The sequence below is a fragment of the Loktanella sp. S4079 genome, from assembly GCF_000967725.1.
GTDB lineage: Bacteria > Pseudomonadota > Alphaproteobacteria > Rhodobacterales > Rhodobacteraceae > Yoonia.
Map to the genome: position 1 here is coordinate 45,563 of NZ_JXYE01000003.1, position 18,498 is coordinate 64,060.

Here is an 18,498-nt window from a genome sequence, read left to right on the forward strand (position 1 = left end):
CTTACTCCTTCGCCTGAACGGCGCTTTGCGTCACACGCGTGATCAGATCACGCAGTCGTTCATTTTCTTCATCATTCAAATCTGCAAAAAGGCGATCTTCGTGCGCCTGAATAGTTGCTTCGGCTTGTTTCCAAAGCTTGCGACCCGCAGTCGTCATAAATAACGCGTTCGTCCGACGGTCCCCTTTGACGGGTTTGCGCTCAATTGCGCCCATCTGCTCCAGCTCATCAACTACGGCGACAACACCCGAACGTTTAATATGCAAAACATCGGACAGCCGGGTTTGTGAAATGCCGGGATTAGCCGCAATCACCGCGAGCGGTGAAAACGTCCCAACCCGAAGCCCCAGAGGCCCCAGCTGTTCGGTCATATCCTCGTGAATGACCAGCAACGCACGCTTGATCCGGTATCCGGTGAACTGCTGCAGAAAACGATCTGCAGCAGTATCACGAGAGACATTATCATCGCGTCTATCAGACATGTCCCACCTCTAGTTAGCGACCAAATCAACCAACCAGTAACTTAATACTGGGAAGCTAATCAGGATTGCGATCCGGACAAACTCGGCAATGATAAAGGGGATCGTCCCACGAAAGATTTGCGTCATGGGAATGTCCTTGGCCATTGCCGAGATAACAAACAGGTTCATCCCGACAGGCGGCGTGATCAGCCCCATTTCAACGACGACCAGCGAGATAATCCCAAACCACATCGCCTGCTGTTCAAAGGTCATCCCGAAATCAAGCGCCATCACCGTTGGAAAGAACACAGGCACTGTCAGGAGGATCATCGACAGGCTATCCATCAGACATCCCATCACTAGATAGAACACAACGATCCCCATCAAGATCACCATCGGCGCGATGTCAGAGGTCGCAAAGTACTGAGCGACTTCCATCGGCATACGGCTTAGTGCCAGCGCCACGTTAAACAGATCAGCCCCAAACACGATGGCAAAGATCATCGCCGTTGAACCTGCCGTATCAATCAAGCTGTTCAAGATAGTCTTGGGTGTTAGCCCGCCTTTGAGAGTACCCAGCACAAGCGTCAGGACCACACCAACCGCAGCACCCTGCGCCGGCGTAAAGAACCCGCCATAGATCCCGCCCAGAACGACGATAAAGATCACCAAAACGTGCCAGATATCAGCAAGGGCGCGCAGGCGCTCTTTCATGTTGGAACGTTCGCTGGTTGGGCCCTCTTCGGGGAAGAGGCGAACGTAGACTGAAATGGCGATCATGAAACCAACAACCGCAAGTACACCGGGAACGGTCGCCGCGAGGAACAGTTTCACAATGTTTTGCTCGGTCAGGAGGGCATAGATAATCAGCACCACAGATGGCGGGATCAGGATACCCAGCGTACCACCAGCGGCAAGCGATCCGGACGAAAGCGCGCCAGAAAATCCGTGTTTGCGCATTTCGGGCATCGCAACCCGCGTCATCGTCGAAGCCGTCGCAAGAGACGAGCCCGAGATTGACCCGAACAGAGCACAGCCAGCAACAGCAGCCATCGCCAATCCGCCCCGCAAATGGCCGATCCACGCACGTGCAGCGTTAAAGATGGATGCCGAGATGCCCGAATTTGTCGCCAAATGCCCCATGAGGATAAACAGCGGCACAACCGACAGATCGTAGGACATGAACTTGTCGACCCAAGCCGTGCTGAGATAGGCCTTAAGACCAATCCACGAACTGAGCTGAACGTATCCGACCACACCGACCAACGCCATCGCAAGCGCAATCGGCACTCGAATAAAGATCAGAACAAACAACCCCAAGACGAGCAGGATCGCGAGAGTAAAGGGATCCATTATTTGGCCTCCATCGGGAACAGGCGTGGCGCGAATACCGACAGGCCCATCAGCGCGGCAACGATCGCGGATAACCCTGTGCCAAAGACTGCCGGGACATAGACCCACCAGACCGGAGCACGCAGAAGCATCGTTTTGTCGCCATAGCTGTGAATTTCTTCGAGACCGACAAACAGACGCCACGCGATATAGGCCCAGCCAACCGCAAAGAGCAGCGTCCAGACGGCATCGACCATTTCATTCGTTTTGCCGGGTATTTTGCTCGTGAACACGTCAACCATCACATGGCCGCGGTTCAACTGACATAAGGGTAGGAACAAAGATGCGCTTGCTGCGCAAGCCAGCTCCACCAGTTCGAATTCGCCGCGTACAGCGCCGAATCCAAGGGTGCTGGAGAGCACCGAATAGGTAACAACAAACGCTGCGCCGAAAATCACCAGCCCGCCAATCGCAGCGCTAGAGATGCAAACGGCATGCAACAGCCGGTACAGGAGAGAATTACTCTCTCCTGTCTGGTGAACAATCGGCTCAGACATGATCAGATCAGCCTGCGTCCAGCAGTTCGTTCGCACGCGCCATAATGGCGGCACCGTCGTGGCCCATGCCATTCAGCTTTTCGATCCAAGCTTCGTGGACGGGCGCTGCTTCTTCCTGCCAAGAAGCGATCTCGTCGGCTGGAATTTCGACAATCGTGTTGCCTTGCGCCTCAACTGCGGCTTTACCGCCGGCTTCAAAGACGTCGAACTGTGCGCCTAGGCGCTGCGACAGTGCCATGCCGGATGCAGCGTCAACGGCTGCACGAACGTCATCAGAAAGGCTCTCGTATTTCGCTTCGTTCATGATGAAGGCAAAGGTGTTCGAATACAGGCCACGCGATGCAGGTGCTGGTGCGGCAGTGTAGGATGTCAGCTCTTGCAGTTTGAATGCAGGAACAACCTCATAGGGCAAACAGCATCCGTCGATCACACCGTTGGACAGGCCAACGACCATGTCTGTCACAGGGAAGAACACGACTTCTGCACCCAATGCGCTCAGCATGTCACCGGTTGCTTGGTTTGGCGCGCGCAGCTTCAGACCGTCCAGGTCAGCTTTGCTTAGGACAGGAGCGTTGCGTGTGTGCAGCTTACCACCATCATGTGTGTGGAACGCCAGCGGCTTGATCCCGCGGTATTCGCCTTGGCCGAATTCATCCATCAATGTGTGCATCGCAACCGAAGATTTCTCGGCGTTGGTGACCATGAATGGCAATGACATTGTTTCAGCGACTGGGAAACGATCTGGTGTGTAAACAGGCAGCGTCCATGCGATATCGCAAATACCCTGACGAACCTGATCAGCCAGCTGAGGCGGCTTACCACCCAGTTGCATAGCAGGGAAGATTTGGATCTCTACCGCGCCATTTGTTGCTTCGGACAGCTCAGAAGCCCAAACTTCAAAGAACTGCTTTTGCATCGGTGCAACGGGCGGAAGGAAGTGGTGCAAACGCAGCGTTACTTCTGCAGCGTTCAAGTTCGAAACCAGCGCTGGTGTGGCAAGAGCCGCGCCCATAGAGGCCAGCGCACCACGGCGTGTCATAGTTGTCATTTAAATTTCCCCCTGTTTTGGAAAAGATAGCATTCGTGCCTCCCGGTTCACCGGAAAACAGGTTTTCTTTTTTCTAAGAATGCCTTGAGCCCTTCTTCGGCATCTGCGCTGGTCTGAGAGACCGCCGCAGCAAGGCTTTCGGTAAACAATCCATCACTACGAGACATATCGGAAATCCGGCTAATCGCCTGGATCATCATATAGTTAGAAAGCTGCGCGTTCCGCGCGATCTTTCCAGCAAGTTCACGGGCCAATGGCAGCGCCTCGCCCTCGCCTACGGCATAATGGGCAAGGCCCATCGCCAGACCTTCTTCCGTGTTGTATTTGCGCCCGGTCAGCATCATTTCACACATGCGGTCTGCGCCCAAAATACGGCCAATCCGCACCGATGCGCCGCCACCGACATAAATGCCACGGCGCCCTTCGGGCAGCTGAAAAATAGTCGAAGGCTCTGCAATCCGCACATGCGTTGAAGCCGCCATTTCCAGCCCACCACCGATTACGGCGCCAAACATGGCCGAAACCACGGGCAAGCCAGAAAACTGGATGGTGTCCATGACCCGATGCCAATTGCGCGAATGGCGCATGGTGCCTTCGGCATCGCGTGCCACATGTTCAGACAAGTCCAAACCAGAACAGTAGTGCCCGGCGGTCCCAACCATAATCACGACCCGCACACCTTCGGGTGGCTTGGCAAAGAATGCGTCAATCTCGTCCAATAGCTCATCGCACATCGCGTTTCGCTTGGCCGGACGGTTCATCGTCAATGTGGCGATCGGGCCTTCTACATCAACTAGCAAAACGGGTTCAGTCGGCGTGTTAGACACTGTATTTCCTTACTTAATCGGCATACGCGCAGCGGCATCTAGGCGGATCACCGTACCGTTGAGCATGGGATTTTCGACGATGCTTTGCACCAGTCGGGCGTATTCATCGGCGTCACCCATCCGTGATGGAAACGGGACAGCCTTTAGGATTTCGCTGCGCACGTCGTCTGGCAAACCTGCGCTCATTGACGTTTCAAACAGCCCGGGCGCAATTGTCATTACGCGAATACCAAAGCGCGCCAGTTCACGCGCGGCGGGCAATGTCATCGACGCAATCCCACCTTTGGACGCTGAATAGGCGGCCTGCCCGATTTGCCCATCTTCAAAGGCGACAGAGGCCGTATTGATGATCACACCACGTTGATTGTCGTCATCGACCGGATCAGCAGCAGCCATCACGCGCGCCGCGATATTCATCACCGCATAGGTGCCCAATAGGTTCACCCGCAGCGTTTTTTCAAAGCTATCAATGGTTAAGCTGCCGTCACGTGGCAGAATACGGCTGGCTGTACCGATGCCCGCACAAGACACCACGATACGTGGGGTGCCCAAATCGGCGACAATTTTGTCAAAGGTGGCTTCGACCGCCGCGCTATCGGACACATCGGCCGCGTAGCCCTTGCCATCAATTTGGGATGCAATTTGATTTGCTGCGTCGGCGCTTAGGTCAACACAGGCCACTTTTGCGCCAAGTTGCGCCAATCGCTTTGCCGTCGCTGCGCCTAGGCCACTGCCCGCGCCTGTGACCACCGCACAGCCGTCCAGTAATGTCATTATCGTCCTCCCTGCCGGAAAGCTTCATCATCCGAATTGTTATGTCAATGAACAATTATACTCGAAACACGATGCACGTCGGCGCGAGGGTAACAACCTAAAAGCGCGATACTAAATTTTACTATTACTAAAAACAACTTAAGCGACAATATCACCATTCCACAAGACATAATTTTTGCACCGCAGCAATGCCCGCTGCAGGTGCAGAAAAGCGGTCAGATGTGGAAATTCAGCAACCCGAGATTGCGGTGAAAGCATCAACATTCGCCGCATATGTGTCGGTATGATTCCGCTTAGTCCGGGGTACCCATGCGAATGACCTGCCCAGAAAGGGCATTTGCGGCCGACAAACTGCGTGCTGTCGCCTTCGCCATTTGCGGTAGAATCATCCACTCCAAAGTCCAAGAAGCGCCAGACCGTTCTTGTTCGTGGATCAGGGCGTCATGCATCCCAGATAGCTGTGTCGCGTTGAAACGCGCCAGTGTGACCAGCAATTCGGCCAGAACTGGGTTCTGCTTGTGAGGCATGGCAGAGGATCCGCCCCCGCCATCAATGCCAATCTCGCCTATGCCCTGTTGCGCCATGAGGCAGACATCCTGCCCCATCTTACCCACGGTACCCGTGATTAGTGATAGCAACCCGGCATATTCCGCGATGCCATCCCGCATCGCATGCCAAGCGCGCGGCGGATTCCCAAGGCCCAGTTCATCCGCCATAAAGGCAGCGACAGCCGTAGCATTTTCGCCCAAGGCTGCCCGGTTTCCAGCAGCCCCACCAAGCTGTAGACATTCGACGCGTGGCCGTATTTGCGCCAAACGCGTTCGATGTTCTGCGATCGGCAGCATCCAAGTTTGCACCCGATCTGCGACAGTAATCGGCACGGCTGCTTGCATCCGCGTCCGCCCCATCATGGGCTGATCGCCGAATTGTTCAATCAACTGCGCCAAACCACCTGCAAGCGTCGCAAGCTGTTCGTCCAACAATCCGCTAAAGCTTTGCAAACAAAGTACCGTCGCCGTGTCGATCACGTCTTGGGATGTGGCACCGCTATGGACGGCTTTTGCATTGTCGCCAGCCAATGCCTTGAGCTGTTTGACAAGCGCCGGAACCGGCAAACCGTCACGCCCTGTACCAATTTTCAGGTCGGCAATATCCGGTTGAAAACCCCGCAATTGTTCGGCAACCGTTTCGGCCGTTTCTGCGGGGACGATACCCGCCGCACCCAGCGCACGTGTATAGGCAACCTCGAACGCCATCATATGCGCCAACTGACGCTCTGCCGAGAATATCTCTTGTGCGGTTTCATCCCCCAGCAGGCCAGACAACCAAGGGTGTTCAAATACGTCAGTCATTTAGCGCGCCTCGCATGTTTGTAACCGTTGCTGCCACCCGTGTGGGTACTTCGATGCAGGGCAAATGTCCGACATCTTCGATGACTTCGAGCGTGGCACCTTTGATGAGCGTGGCGAGCTCTTGCAGCAAAGGAACTGGCGTTGCCAGATCGGCAGTGCCAGCAACGCAATGGGTCGGCACAGTCAACTGAGCAGATTGGTCACGATAATCCGTGTCGCGGATTGCAGCACAGACACCTGCATATCCCGCAGCCGAGGTCCGCACGAGCATATTGCGATACCCGGCAAGCCCGGCGGATTCAGTCGCGATATAGTTTGGTGAGAACCAGCGCTCCAACACGGCATCGGCGATTGGGGCAATGCCGCCAGATTTCACTGCTTCAATCCGGGCATTCCAGCCATCAGCGTCACCAATCTTGGCGCCAGTGCAACACAGCACCAGCCCAGCGACCAAATCCGGGCGCGCAGATGCCAGCCCTTGGGCAATAATTCCGCCAACAGAATCGCCACAGATCAAGGCGTTCTTGATCCCCAACTGATCCATTAGCGCTCCTGCATCAGCGACCAATGCATCCATCGAGATTTCTGCGTCGTCGCTTAGGCCATGCCCCCGTTTGTCCATGCACAGCACCGGGGTTTGCGAATCCATCGCGTCAATTACCGCATCCCAGATCCGAAAGTCGGTACCAAGCGAATTCAAAAACACGACGGCCATGCCAGAGCCCGCCCGATACCGGTAATGCAGGGTTACGTCGTTTACTGTAGCAAAGGGCATTTTTCGTCCTCTAAGAGATATTCACATCACGCAACCCCAAGATCGCACGGGCCTGCTGCCACGTTGCGACGGGGCGTTCATATTTTTCACAAATTTCGACAGCACGATTGACCAAGGCCGCATTCGAGGGAGCCAGCGTATCGCGATCAAGCCGCACGTTGTCCTCGAGGCCAGTGCGGGTATGTCCACCTTTGGCAATGGACCATTCATTAATCTTAATCTGTGCGGCCCCGATACCCGCAGCACACCACTGTGCATCAGGCGCAAGGCGTTTGAGCGTTTCAATATAGAAATCGAAAATCTGTTCATCTGCGGGCATCGCATTCTTAACGCCCATGACAAACTGCACATAAAGCGGCGATTTGAGCCGCCCATCTGCAGCCATGCGTGTGGCCTGTACGATGTGGCTTAGGTCAAACGCTTCGATCTCGGGTTTGATGTCGTAGGTTTGCATTTCTGACGCGAGCCAATCGACCAGATCAGGGCTGTTTTCATAAACCCGCGTCGGAAAGTTATTCGACCCCACTGACAGCGAAGCCATATCAGGGCGGAGTGGCAACATCCCCCCACGATCGCGCCCTGCACCAGAACGCCCCCCTGTCGAGAGTTGCACGATCATACCGGGGCAGTGTTCTTCCAACCCTTCTTTGAGACGTGCAAACCGTTCTGGGTCGGATGTGGGTTTGCCGTCGTCATCACGCACGTGGCAATGGGCAATGCTCGCCCCGGCCTCAAAGGCCTCTTGCGTGCTTTCGATTTGCTCTGCGATGCTGATCGGCACGGCAGGATTGTTTTCCTTGGTCGGCAGCGACCCAGTGATCGCCACGCATATGATGCAAGGATTTGTCATTTCGCCCCCCTAGTGTTTCCGTCAATTAATCAGGTTCTTAGCCTGACTGCCAGTGACGTGTTATTTCTAGGCCTTTGGCATCCCTTTGGGGCGCATCAGTCGTTTTTGTGCCGCGATGCGGAACGGGGCGTTGGGCGCGCCGTATCCCGCGTAGCCACCTTTGCGCTGAACAATTTCAAAGAACATACCGCCTGCGTAGGGTTCTGAATAGAACTGATAGAATGCGCCATTGGCGTCTTCGTCATAAAGAATACTACCCGCCTTAAGCTTAGCCAGCTTTTCATCAGAGAGCGTAAATCGGGCCGCCAAATCGGCATAATAGTTGTCCGACATCGGCAGCGGTTTGAAACCGCGCGCGGCCATCGCATCGCGCGTTGCAAAGATATCATCGGTCGCCAACGCGATATGCTGCACCGAAGCACCAAAGCTATCGGCAAGGAAATTCCCTGCCATTGTCCGGTGGGTTTCCGCACCGTTGAGCGTGATGCGGAAACTGCCGTCTTTGGTCTCTAATGCCTGACTGCGGACCAGACCATCAGGGTCCACCACATCAAACATCGGCGTTTTATCCATCACAAACAACGACGTATAAAACAGCGACCAGCTCAGCATCTCGTCATAGCTCATGGTCTGTGCAAGGTGATCAATCCGGGTGATCCCCGCTCCCGGGCCGGTGTCGCCAGCTGGGGTAAATTCGACCGACCAAACATCCGAAAGACCGCTATCAGTGTCGATAAAATGCATGACAGAGCCGCTTAGCCCGCGTATCGCGGGGATGTCCAGCTCGCCCGGATCGACGGGCTGACTGAACGGGTTTGCACCCAGCGCAGTTGCCCGCGCAACGGTTTGAGCCGCATTATCAACCGACAGGCCGATATCACAAACGGTCGTGCCGTGTGCAGCGTAGGCATTGCTTGCGTAGCCTTCGGTCTCGCGGTTGATGACAATACGCACATCGCCCTGTGTCCACAACGCGACCTGCTTGGAAATGTGATCGCCTGCGCGCTCAAACCCAAGGGTTTGCAACATCGCCTCAAGCTGCTCTGCCTCGGCGCCGCGTGATGCATATTCAACAAACGACACGCCATCAACACCGATCCGCGCTGGCATTGGCGGCATATCAACTGACACGGTCGGCTCCACGCGACGGACATCATCCATCAGGGCGATCAGCGAACGGTGGCCATCTTTGGCAATGGTAAAGGGGCTGCCGCCGCGGAATTGATCGTTAAAAATCTCAAGGCTGATCGGCCCGCTATATCCGGTCGCCATCACGGCCTGCATGAAACCAGTCACATCCAGATCGCCCTCACCCGGCATGTTGCGGAAATGGCGGGACCAATACAGCAGGTCCATGTCAATCAGCGGCGCATCCGCCAGTTGGACAAAAAAGATTTTGTCACCCGGTACGCTGCGGATCGAATTCGGGTCCAACTTGCGCGAAAGCGTATGAAAGCTATCGACGATCAGCCCAACGTTTTCATGATCCGCACGGCGCACGATTTCCCATGCATCGCGGTGATCGTTCACGTGTTTCCCCCAGGCGAGTGCCTCATAGCCGACACGCAACCCGCGTTTTGCAGCGCGTTCGCCCAGCTCATGGAAATCGGCAGCGGCACGATCAATGCCGCCGATTGCCTCGGGATGGCACGACGAACAGATCAGCACCAAATCGGTGCCGAGTTCCTGCATCAAGTCGAATTTGCGTTCGGCCCGATCAAACGCCTTGGCGCGCAAAGGTTCGGGCAGGCTTTCAAAGTCTCGGAAGGGTTGGAACAACGTGATGTCCAACCCCATGTCCCGGATCATATTGCCCACATCGCGCGGACTGCCGTCATGCGCGATGAAGTCTTGTTCGAAAATCTCGATCCCATCGAAACCGGCCTTTTGAATGGCCTCTAGTTTTTCGGGTAGGCTACCAGAGATGGAAACGGTGGCGATCGAGGTTTTCATATCAATATCCTAAGACTGTAGGCAGCCAGATGACGGTTTGCGGCACAAAGGTCAGCACCAGCAGAACGGCTACTTCAACAAGGAAAAAAGGCAGGATTGCTTTGGTAAGCCGTGCCATTCCGACACCGGCGATCCCTTCGGCCACGAATAGACACAAGCCCAGCGGCGGCGTGATCAGGCCGATCATCAGGTTAAAGATGACCAAGATACCAAAATGCACCGGATCAACGCCTAGGCTGACAGCGATGGGGTGCAGAATTGGCACCAGCACCAACATCGCGGCGATCCCTTCAAGGAACAGGCCAACAAAGAGGAACAGGATGATCACTGCAATCAAGAAGGTCGTCTTGCTATCCACGTTACCCAGCACCCAGTCGGTCAGCATGTTTGGAACGCGGTTATATGTCAGCAACCAGTTCGCAGCAGACACCGCAGCAATGATGATCATGATGACAGCACTATCGCGCATCGCATCGGTGAACAGACGCGGCAAAGACGCGAATGAAATCTTGCGATAAACGAACGCCCCGATGACCAACGCGTAAGCCACGGCAAAGCTGGCCGCTTCGGTCGGGGTGACAACGCCCAACAAGATTGAACCGACAACAAACACGGGCATCAACAGCGGCAGGATGCCACCGAGCAGCGCCTGACGTGCAGGAACGGGTTCTTCGTTCAGAGCAGCAGATGCGGCGTTAATTTTGTCCATGTCGACAGTCATCATGACGTAGACAGACAAGAATACCGCCAACAGCAGGCCGGGGATGATACCCGCCATGAACAGCGCAGGCACAGACACGCCCGTCACGATCAACGCATAGATAATCACAGGGATAGAAGGTGGAATGATCGGGCCAATCACCGATGAGGCTGCGGTTAGTGCAGCAGAATAAGCGCGGTCATAGCCGTGCTTTTCCATTTCCGGGATAAACACGCGGCCAATGGCAGAGGTATCCGCAACCGCCGAACCAGATAGCCCCGCGAAAATCACAGAAGCCCAGATGTTCACCATCGCAAGGCCCGCACGCATACGCCCAACAAGGACGTTTGCAAATGCGATGATCCGCCCCGTGATACCGCTTTCGTTCATCAGCTCTCCGGCGAGAACAAACAGCGGAATCGCAAGCAGTGGGTAAGAGTTGAGACCGTTGAACAGCTCTGTCGCGACGATCCGAAGATTATACGGCGCATCGCCCGTCGCCATAAAGTATGACAGCGAAGCAAGAATAGCGAAGGCAATCGGCGCACCAATTAACAGCCCTGCAATCAGGATTACATAGATCATATTATTGTCCCCGCAGCGCAGTCACGCGCTCGATGAATTTTAGAACAGCGGCAAGCGTGATCATCGCGCCGCCGATAACCAGCGCGTATTGGTATGGTCCAAGTGTCCCCAAGGCGTTCAATGCCTTGATCCCGGTGACGTCACCCAACCAGCGCGACAGACCGAACATCCCCGAAGACATTGTGCCACCGCGACGTTCAACAAAGGCAAGCGCCGAAAGCACCAGCATCACCCCAGTCACAGCCATCAGAATATCGCCAGCCACAAACATCATGGTTTTGCGACGCTCGTTGAGGAAATCAATGACGATGGTGAAACGGATGTGCCGGTCTTGCATATAAGCCAAAGCGACACCGAACATGACGCCGTAGACAGATAGATAGACAGGCAGCTCTTCGCCCCATTGCACGGATTCACCAATGGTGTAGCGGCGTAGCGAATTGACGAAGATAATTGCGAAAACTAACCCCATCGAAAGGCCAGCCCCCCAACCGAATATGCGGCTTACAATTGAATTCAGTTTTGCCATCGGGGCTCTCCTCATTCGGGGTATTTAAGGTGTGGACCGCGCCGAAACGCGGCCCACAAGATTGTCGGATTTGCTTATTGCGTAGCAGCGACAGCGGCTTGCAGTTGGTCGATCCAAGCTGCGTCGTCGCCCAGTTCACCGCGTAGGAATTCTACAACAGCAGGCTGTGCTTTTTCAGCAAACATTGCCAGTTCGTCAGCAGTTGGGGAATAAACCTGCATGCCTTCTTCTTGAACAGCCAGAACGCCTTGTGCAGATGTCCACTGTTGGATCGAACGACCCATGTTACCTGCAACGATTGCAGCGCGTGCCACAACTTCTTGCTCTGCAGCAGTCAGCGACTGGAAGAACTCATCGCTGATGACAAGGAAGTCAGCCGCATAAACGTGGCCGTCCAGTGTCATGTACTTTTGCAACTGGTGCAGGCCGTTGTTGTAGATAACGCCAACAGGGTTTTCCTGACCGTCAACAACACCGGTGGACAGCGCGTTTGGCAGTTCTGTCCATGCGATTGGTGTTGGCTCACCGCCAAGACCGCTAACCATTTCCAGATACAGCGGGATAGGCTGCACGCGGAACTTCAGACCTTCCATGTCTGCCGGTGTACGAATTTCACGTGTGTTGTTTGTGAAGTTACGGAAACCAGTTTCGCCAAACGCCAATGTGCGCATGCCAGTCTGCTCTAGGCAGTGTGCCGCAAGTGCGTCACCGAATTCACCGTCCAGCACTTCCCAAGCGACAGTCGCGGATGCGAATGTGTAAGGGATATCGAGAACAGAAGCCGCTGGACACGCTTTCGACATTGCGCCTGAAACGATTGTCATTTGCAGCAGGCCTTCTTGAACCTGGCCGACCAGCTCGTCTTCGTTACCCAATGCGCCTGCTGGGAAGATTTCCACGTCAAGGTTTGTTTCACCTTCGACGATGTTGCGGAAAACCTGTGCTGCAGCACCTTTTTTGGAACCAGTCCATTCGTCTGGGTCAACGTGCGCGATACGGATTGTTTGTGCCGAAGCAGCAGAAGCTGCAAGGCCCAGAGTAAGGGCAGCAGTCGCCGCGATAGTTTTCAATGTGAAACGCATGGTATCCTCCCTTTTGCGTCAATTATGAGGTCATCGCCTCAAAGGTTGCTTTCATCCGGTCAGCGTCAGGTCTGCGACCGGTGAACAATTCAAATGCCCGCACCGCCTGATAGACGGCCATCCCTGATCCCGGCAGAACTCGGCAGCCTTTGGCGCGGGCAGCGGCCAAGAGTTCAGTTTCGAGCGGGAAATAAACGATATCTGCGACCCACATTTCCGGGCGCAGTTGGGAAACGGGATAGGCGGTGCCGGGTAGCTTGGCCATTCCGACAGGTGTCGCATTCACAACGCCGTCAGGCTGTAGCGCAAGCATTTCGTCTAAATCAGCAACATCAACAACAATATCACCGCCGACACCCGCGATCTGCGCTTGTAGCGCGTCAGCACGTGCATGGTCGCTATCGGCAATTGTCAGACGTTTCACGCCCAGCGAAGCAAAGGCATGTGCGACCGCAACACCTGCACCCCCTGCCCCAATCTGCAACACGTGACCCAGCGCAGCGCCGGGCATGTTCTGACGAAAACCTTCTTCAAAGCCGACTTTGTCCGTGTTGTGACCAATGCGACGGCCATCTTTGAACACGACAGTATTCACGGCGCCGATGGCTTTGGCGTTATCGGATAGCTCATCCAACAATGGAATGACGTCAATTTTGTATGGAAATGTGATGTTCAAGCCCGCAAATCCACAGATTTCTGCGGCATCAATGATTTGCGCAAGTGGGCGATCACCACCGGGAAACTGATCAACATCCAACAACTGATAAATTAGGCGCTGTCCCTGGGCGGCGGCTTCTTGCATGTGCATGCGTGGCGTGCGCGAGCGCTGAATCCCACGACCAACCAACCCAATAATCAAATCATCCAAAGCGCCCTCAGCGGCGTCCTTTGCCATGATTTCAGTCTGCGATGTCATTTACGTCCCCCCTGGCCAGCGATTCTGTCTTGTGTCGCCGGAACGGGCACAATGAACCATACGGTTAATTAGGTGTCAATCGCTTTGAACCAACAGGTTAATTGCCGTGGCGGCTTTTTAGCTTTATGAAGTCGCCATGACAGCCGACGCCAAAACAAAAACCACACGTCAACGCGGGTCGTGGAAACAAGACCCTGAAGCCGTAAAAGCCGATATTTTAAGGGTTGCGCGCGAGGAATTCGCCGCACACGGCCTGTCAGGCGCGCGCGCGCAAGAGATCGCTTCGCGAACAAAAACATCCAAACGGATGATCTTTTACTACTTCAAGGACAAAGAGAACCTCTACCGCGAGGTGCTTGAACAAGCGTACCGCGATGTGCGCACAGGCGAGAAAGCGCTTGAGCTTGAAAACCTCGATCCAGTTGCTGCCCTACGCAAACTGGTTGCCTATACTTTTGACCACCACCGTGCGAACGAAGACTTCATTCGACTGGTTATGATCGAAAACATCCATCGCGGATCACATGTCGCCGAATCTGACACGATCCGCGCTGGTAACTCTCCGGTTGTTGAGCAGTTAAAAGAGATTGTTGAACGCGGCCAGCAGCAGGGCATTTTTCGCGACGACATCGACCCACTCCAATTGCACTGGAAGATCAGCGCGTTTTGTTTCTTCAACGTCTCGAACGAGGCAACTTTTTCGGTAATTTTCGGCAACGAGATGACCACGCAAACCGGACAAGATTCGCTAAAAGCGGATGTCGTGGACACGATTGTAAAGTCCGTCCTAACAACCTCAACCTAAGGGCGTTTTCACTGCATAATTCATGTGCAGGACGGGGTGCAACGCGCAGAATTCACACACAATACTATTGCAATGTGCCGATAATGCTGCAATTGCAAACAGTGTGTAAATTTTTTTCGTTTTGGTCAACTTTTTGCCGCATTCGTGGCGGAGAGACACCGCCAGAATAAGTATTCCAATCAAAATAAAACCAAGGGATTTCATTATGCTAAAGTTGAACAGGTGTGTCTGGGTAGCCCAAGCTGGTATCCTGGCTGCGATGCCTGCACTAGCTGAGGTCACACTTGAATCGATGGATCGAACCATCCGCGTTTCAGGCGAATTGATCAAATTCGAAAACGAACAATACACGATTGCTTCTGGATTGGGTGAGTTGGTCATCGACGCCGACAAGGTGACTTGTAGCGGCGAAGATTGTCCGAACCTTGCGGACGAGCTGAACCAGCTGATCCGCATTGCTTCGAACCCATCTTTCACCACCGGCATTTTGCCGCCATTGATGGAAGAACTCGCCGCACAAAGTGATGCGTCACTTCAGCTTGTGGTACAGCAGACTGCTTCACAGTCGGGCCTGATCCTTGGCGAAGGTGGGCTTCTCTACGGCAACTATCAAATCCACAGCAATGACACATCGTCTGCGTTCGACAAACTCTACAACGGTGACGTTGAGATCGTATTCTCTGAACGCCGTGCAACAAACTCAGAAGTTGAGCGTTTCATTGAGGCGGGGCTTGGCAACCTGACCGACCCAACCCACGAAACGATCTTTGGCCAAGACGCGCTTGCCGCGGTTGTGTCACCTGAAAACCCTGTCAAATCCATCTCGGTTGCACAGACCGAGGCGATCTTCTCCGGTCAAATCACAAACTGGAGCGAAATTGGCGGTGCTGATTTGCCAATTCAGCTCTATGTTCCTGCCGACGGCGGTGAATTGGCTGATTACTTCACACGTGCGATTCTGGATCTGAACTTCTCGTCCTTCTCACCAAACGTGGATCGTTCGCTGAGCGCGGCAGCACTGGATCAACTTGTTGCCAATCAGCCTGGTGCGATTGCTCTGATCTCGACTGCGAATATCGATGCGGCGCGTCCTGTACGCCTTGCTTCGGCCTGTGGGATCATCGCAGAGCCCGACACATTCGCGATCCGCTCCGAGGACTACCCACTGACACGTCGTATGTATGCCTATACGACCAACCGCACGTCGCCATCTCTCTTGCGCCGGATGATCACCATCCTGCAAAGCCCGAAAGGCCAAGAGATCGTGACAAACGCAGGTTTTGTCAGCTTGGATTCTGAAACAGCGACGCTCGACGAATTTGGTCAACAGCTTGCCTATTCACTGGCTGCACCAGAGCAAAGCGGCGAATTGTTCAATATGCAGCAATTCACCCGCCAAGTTTTGGAATCTGAGCGTCTGTCCACAACCTTCCGCTTCTCAAGTGGTTCGAGCCAAATCGATAACAAATCACGTGCCGACGCGATCCGCCTGTCCGAGCTTCTCGAGCGCCCAGAATATCAAGGTGTTGAGATGCTTCTGATCGGCTTTACAGACTCGATCGGGAAAAGTGACCTGAACACCGTTCTGTCACGTCGTCGTGCAGCTCAAATTCGCGATGAGATCCTAGCAGCAAGTAATGGCCGGATTGATCCAAACGCCATCACCACGCTTGGGTTTGGTGCCGCATCTCCTGCAGCGTGCAACACAGACGAAGACGGGCGTCAAACCAACCGCCGCGTCGAAATCTGGCTACGCTAAACACGTTAAAATGAGTCGCGCTATGGTTGCGCAGAATCGCTTGCTGGGTTCTAATTACTCTGCATAGCGTCAGTGCACCGCGCGGCCCAAATATGAACATGAACGTGCCGCCACTTTGCCCAAAGCAGGTGCAAACTGAGCGACACAACGGAGACGTAAATGAAAAAGACGCCATTCCAGATTACTCGTCGCAAGCTGTTGGGTACAACCACTGCCGCGATGACGACAACGCTGGCTACGCCATCAATCCTGCGCGCTCAGGCTGTGAATACGCTTGATATGTCAGTGTGGTTACCCCTGCAAAGCGATGTCACGCAAAACTTGTTTTATCCATGGGCCGAAGGCATCCAAGAGGTGACCGAGGGCCGCGTGGTCATCAACATTCTTCCAACACCTAAGGGTCCGCCACCTGCGCACCTCGAACTACTGCGTACGGGTCAAATTGACGTTGGCTTTAGCATTCACGGCTATAGCCAAAACGAATTTGCCCGCGCCAAGATCGGTCAGTTCTCTTTCTTGGGTGACGCATATAGTTCATCGCAGGCTTTCTCTAAGGTTTACGGCCAACTGCTGCGCGGCGAAGAAGAGCACACTGGCATCACCCTGCTCGGCCTTTTCCAGCACGGTCCGGGCATGCTGATGCTCAAGGACAAAACCATCCAAAGCCCAGAAGACTTCCAAGGACTGCGCGTGCGGACCTCTGGTGGTTACATTTCTGGGCTGATGTCTGACCTTGGCGCGACTAACGTACCAATGTCACCCACTGACGCGCGTCAGGCGCTGATCGACGGCACAATTGATGGTGTTTGCTTCCCCTTCGAAGGGGCAACCGCATTTAACATCATCGACCAAATTACCTTCGTGTCAGAAATCCAAAGCGGTTACTACAACGCGACGTGGTTCCACGGCATGTCCAATGCAGCCGCTGATCGCCTACCTGCCGAAGACCTGGAAATCGTCAAGAGTTACTCTCACGAGATGATCCCAGTATTGGCGGCCAAGGCATTCGACTACGCGGATTACATTGGCAAGGAACAAATCCTCGCCTCTGGCATCCCCATCGAACCCGCCGGCCAAGACGTCATCAACGCGGTGAAAAACGCAGGTGCCAGCTATGAAACAGCGTGGAGCACCGAAATGGCGAGCGCAGGCTTCGAAGGCGAACGCGCCCTGGCCTTTACGCGCCGTCTGACCTCTGGCGGCTAAGCAAAGCAAGACATCAATCGAAGGGCTGCCCAAAACGGCCAGCCCTTCGATTTAAATTGCAAGGCTCGATGCGGAATGCTGCGGCTTGCACCAATGCCCGCTTTCAAGAGACCTGCAAAATCAGCACTTGCTCTTGTCCAATTGTGGTAGTCTGTTCGATTATCTATTCAGGAGTGCGCTGATGAGCCAAAGCACAATAGAAAGAGTTCTCGCCAGAGCGCGGTCCGACCAAACCAGGACGGATCAATCTGACATCTCACCCAGCACTATTCGGCCGAAGTTAACCGCTAGCGAGTTGTCAGAAAGCGTAGGTGAACTTGGGTTCGAACCACCTAGTCTATACGTAGAATTGATGCAAACGGTTGGGAACGGTGGCTTTGGACCGGGCTACGGACTTATGGGTCTTGTCGGCGGCGCAACAGATGACATGGGGAAAACAGCGGTCGGGTTGTATAAGGACTTTGAGCAGCTTGATCCCGATGACCCTACCTGGAAATGGCCACGTGGGCTACTCCCAGTATGCCATTGGGGCTGCGCTATTTATTCCTGTATTGATAGTGCGGAAGACGGCGCAACAATAAAGACATGGGACCCGAACGAATGGGAATACGGAACCTCGCCAGAACTTGCTATCCGCTCGACCGGAATGTCATTGGCGGAATGGTTAGGAACTTGGGCGGACGGTACCAACATCTGGGGTCAAATGTTTCCATCCAAGTGAACCTGAAGATAAGCAACTAACACAGGCCATTAATTTGCTGGATACTCACGGACACCACGTAATCTGAGTAAATTTCGAAAGCAGACCTTGAAGCAACCGTTGGGACTGTCCACTCAGTCCGGCATTGCCGACCTCCGTCACTGTCAACACCCGATGATTTCTACTCGCGTCGCTGTTTGACTTGGTGTCGCCACTACGAGGGATGCAGCCTCACGCTGCTCCGGTTACCGCGATGGACCGCCTCGGATCGTTGCCTTGTCCATTGGA

General features: G+C 54.4%; 18 protein-coding genes. 4 read left to right on the forward strand and 14 right to left on the reverse strand.

All coding sequences use genetic code 11. From position 1 onward, the window contains the following. Nucleotide 1 precedes the first annotated feature (1 nt). The 14 genes from TW80_RS09475 to TW80_RS09540 form a co-directional block, all read right to left on the reverse strand. On the reverse strand, nucleotides 2–481 hold the full coding sequence (locus TW80_RS09475) for a MarR family winged helix-turn-helix transcriptional regulator (RefSeq protein ID WP_045997178.1): 480 nt from the start codon (nucleotides 479–481) through the stop codon (nucleotides 2–4). Between the two features lie 9 nt (nucleotides 482–490). Next, nucleotides 491–1,813 (reverse strand): TRAP transporter large permease, encoded by a 1,323-nt coding sequence (locus TW80_RS09480; RefSeq protein WP_045997179.1) that lies wholly within the window; start codon nucleotides 1,811–1,813, stop codon nucleotides 491–493. Then, entirely contained in the window at nucleotides 1,813–2,349 is a 537-nt protein-coding gene (locus TW80_RS09485) for a TRAP transporter small permease (RefSeq protein WP_045997180.1), read from the reverse strand. The genes TW80_RS09480 and TW80_RS09485 overlap by 1 nt, the downstream gene beginning before the upstream one ends. 7 nt (nucleotides 2,350–2,356) lie before the next feature. Beyond that, nucleotides 2,357–3,397 carry a TRAP transporter substrate-binding protein gene (locus TW80_RS09490; RefSeq protein WP_052700949.1) on the reverse strand — a complete coding sequence of 347 codons (1,041 nt, stop codon included), beginning with the start codon at nucleotides 3,395–3,397 and terminating at the stop codon, nucleotides 2,357–2,359. 47 nt (nucleotides 3,398–3,444) lie between these two features. After that, entirely contained in the window at nucleotides 3,445–4,224 is a 780-nt protein-coding gene (locus TW80_RS09495) for a crotonase/enoyl-CoA hydratase family protein (RefSeq protein WP_275041304.1), read from the reverse strand. Nucleotides 4,225–4,233: 9 nt separating this feature from the next. Then, nucleotides 4,234–4,998, reverse strand: coding sequence for an SDR family NAD(P)-dependent oxidoreductase (locus TW80_RS09500; RefSeq protein ID WP_045997182.1), 765 nt, complete (start codon nucleotides 4,996–4,998; stop codon nucleotides 4,234–4,236). Between the two features lie 293 nt (nucleotides 4,999–5,291). Further along, nucleotides 5,292–6,350 carry a 3-carboxy-cis,cis-muconate cycloisomerase gene (locus TW80_RS09505; RefSeq protein WP_045997183.1) on the reverse strand — a complete coding sequence of 353 codons (1,059 nt, stop codon included), beginning with the start codon at nucleotides 6,348–6,350 and terminating at the stop codon, nucleotides 5,292–5,294. After that, entirely contained in the window at nucleotides 6,343–7,125 is a 783-nt protein-coding gene (gene pcaD / locus TW80_RS09510; protein ID WP_045997184.1) for a 3-oxoadipate enol-lactonase, read from the reverse strand. The genes TW80_RS09505 and pcaD overlap by 8 nt, the downstream gene beginning before the upstream one ends. A gap of 10 nt (nucleotides 7,126–7,135) precedes the next feature. Beyond that, nucleotides 7,136–7,975, reverse strand: coding sequence for a 3-keto-5-aminohexanoate cleavage protein (locus TW80_RS09515; RefSeq protein WP_045997185.1), 840 nt, complete (start codon nucleotides 7,973–7,975; stop codon nucleotides 7,136–7,138). 66 nt (nucleotides 7,976–8,041) lie between these two features. Then, entirely contained in the window at nucleotides 8,042–9,928 is a 1,887-nt protein-coding gene (locus tag TW80_RS09520; protein ID WP_045997186.1) for a bifunctional sugar phosphate isomerase/epimerase/4-hydroxyphenylpyruvate dioxygenase family protein, read from the reverse strand. Nucleotide 9,929: 1 nt separating this feature from the next. After that, nucleotides 9,930–11,213 (reverse strand): TRAP transporter large permease, encoded by a 1,284-nt coding sequence (locus tag TW80_RS09525; RefSeq protein WP_045997187.1) that lies wholly within the window; start codon nucleotides 11,211–11,213, stop codon nucleotides 9,930–9,932. Between the two features lies 1 nt (nucleotide 11,214). Continuing rightward, nucleotides 11,215–11,742 (reverse strand): TRAP transporter small permease, encoded by a 528-nt coding sequence (locus TW80_RS09530; protein WP_045997188.1) that lies wholly within the window; start codon nucleotides 11,740–11,742, stop codon nucleotides 11,215–11,217. A 74-nt stretch (nucleotides 11,743–11,816) separates the two neighbouring features. Then, complete coding sequence (locus TW80_RS09535; protein WP_045997189.1) at nucleotides 11,817–12,824, reverse strand: DctP family TRAP transporter solute-binding subunit; 1,008 nt, start codon at nucleotides 12,822–12,824, stop codon at nucleotides 11,817–11,819. Between the two features lie 22 nt (nucleotides 12,825–12,846). Continuing rightward, nucleotides 12,847–13,740, reverse strand: coding sequence for a shikimate dehydrogenase (locus TW80_RS09540; RefSeq protein WP_239450521.1), 894 nt, complete (start codon nucleotides 13,738–13,740; stop codon nucleotides 12,847–12,849). Between the two features lie 136 nt (nucleotides 13,741–13,876). On the opposite strand from TW80_RS09540, the gene TW80_RS09545 reads away from it, so the two are divergent. The 4 genes from TW80_RS09545 to TW80_RS18075 all read left to right on the forward strand — a co-directional run bounded on the left by TW80_RS09545 (nucleotide 13,877) and on the right by TW80_RS18075 (nucleotide 18,231). Continuing rightward, nucleotides 13,877–14,545, forward strand: a complete 669-nt coding sequence (locus TW80_RS09545) for a TetR/AcrR family transcriptional regulator (protein WP_045997190.1) — start codon at nucleotides 13,877–13,879, stop codon at nucleotides 14,543–14,545. A 205-nt stretch (nucleotides 14,546–14,750) separates the two neighbouring features. After that, nucleotides 14,751–16,304 carry a phosphate ABC transporter substrate-binding/OmpA family protein gene (locus tag TW80_RS09555; protein ID WP_045997192.1) on the forward strand — a complete coding sequence of 518 codons (1,554 nt, stop codon included), beginning with the start codon at nucleotides 14,751–14,753 and terminating at the stop codon, nucleotides 16,302–16,304. Nucleotides 16,305–16,463: 159 nt separating this feature from the next. Next, complete coding sequence (locus tag TW80_RS09560; protein WP_045997193.1) at nucleotides 16,464–17,510, forward strand: hypothetical protein; 1,047 nt, start codon at nucleotides 16,464–16,466, stop codon at nucleotides 17,508–17,510. Between the two features lie 352 nt (nucleotides 17,511–17,862). Further along, complete coding sequence (locus TW80_RS18075) at nucleotides 17,863–18,231, forward strand: hypothetical protein (RefSeq protein WP_157033242.1); 369 nt, start codon at nucleotides 17,863–17,865, stop codon at nucleotides 18,229–18,231. Nucleotides 18,232–18,498 lie beyond the last annotated feature (267 nt).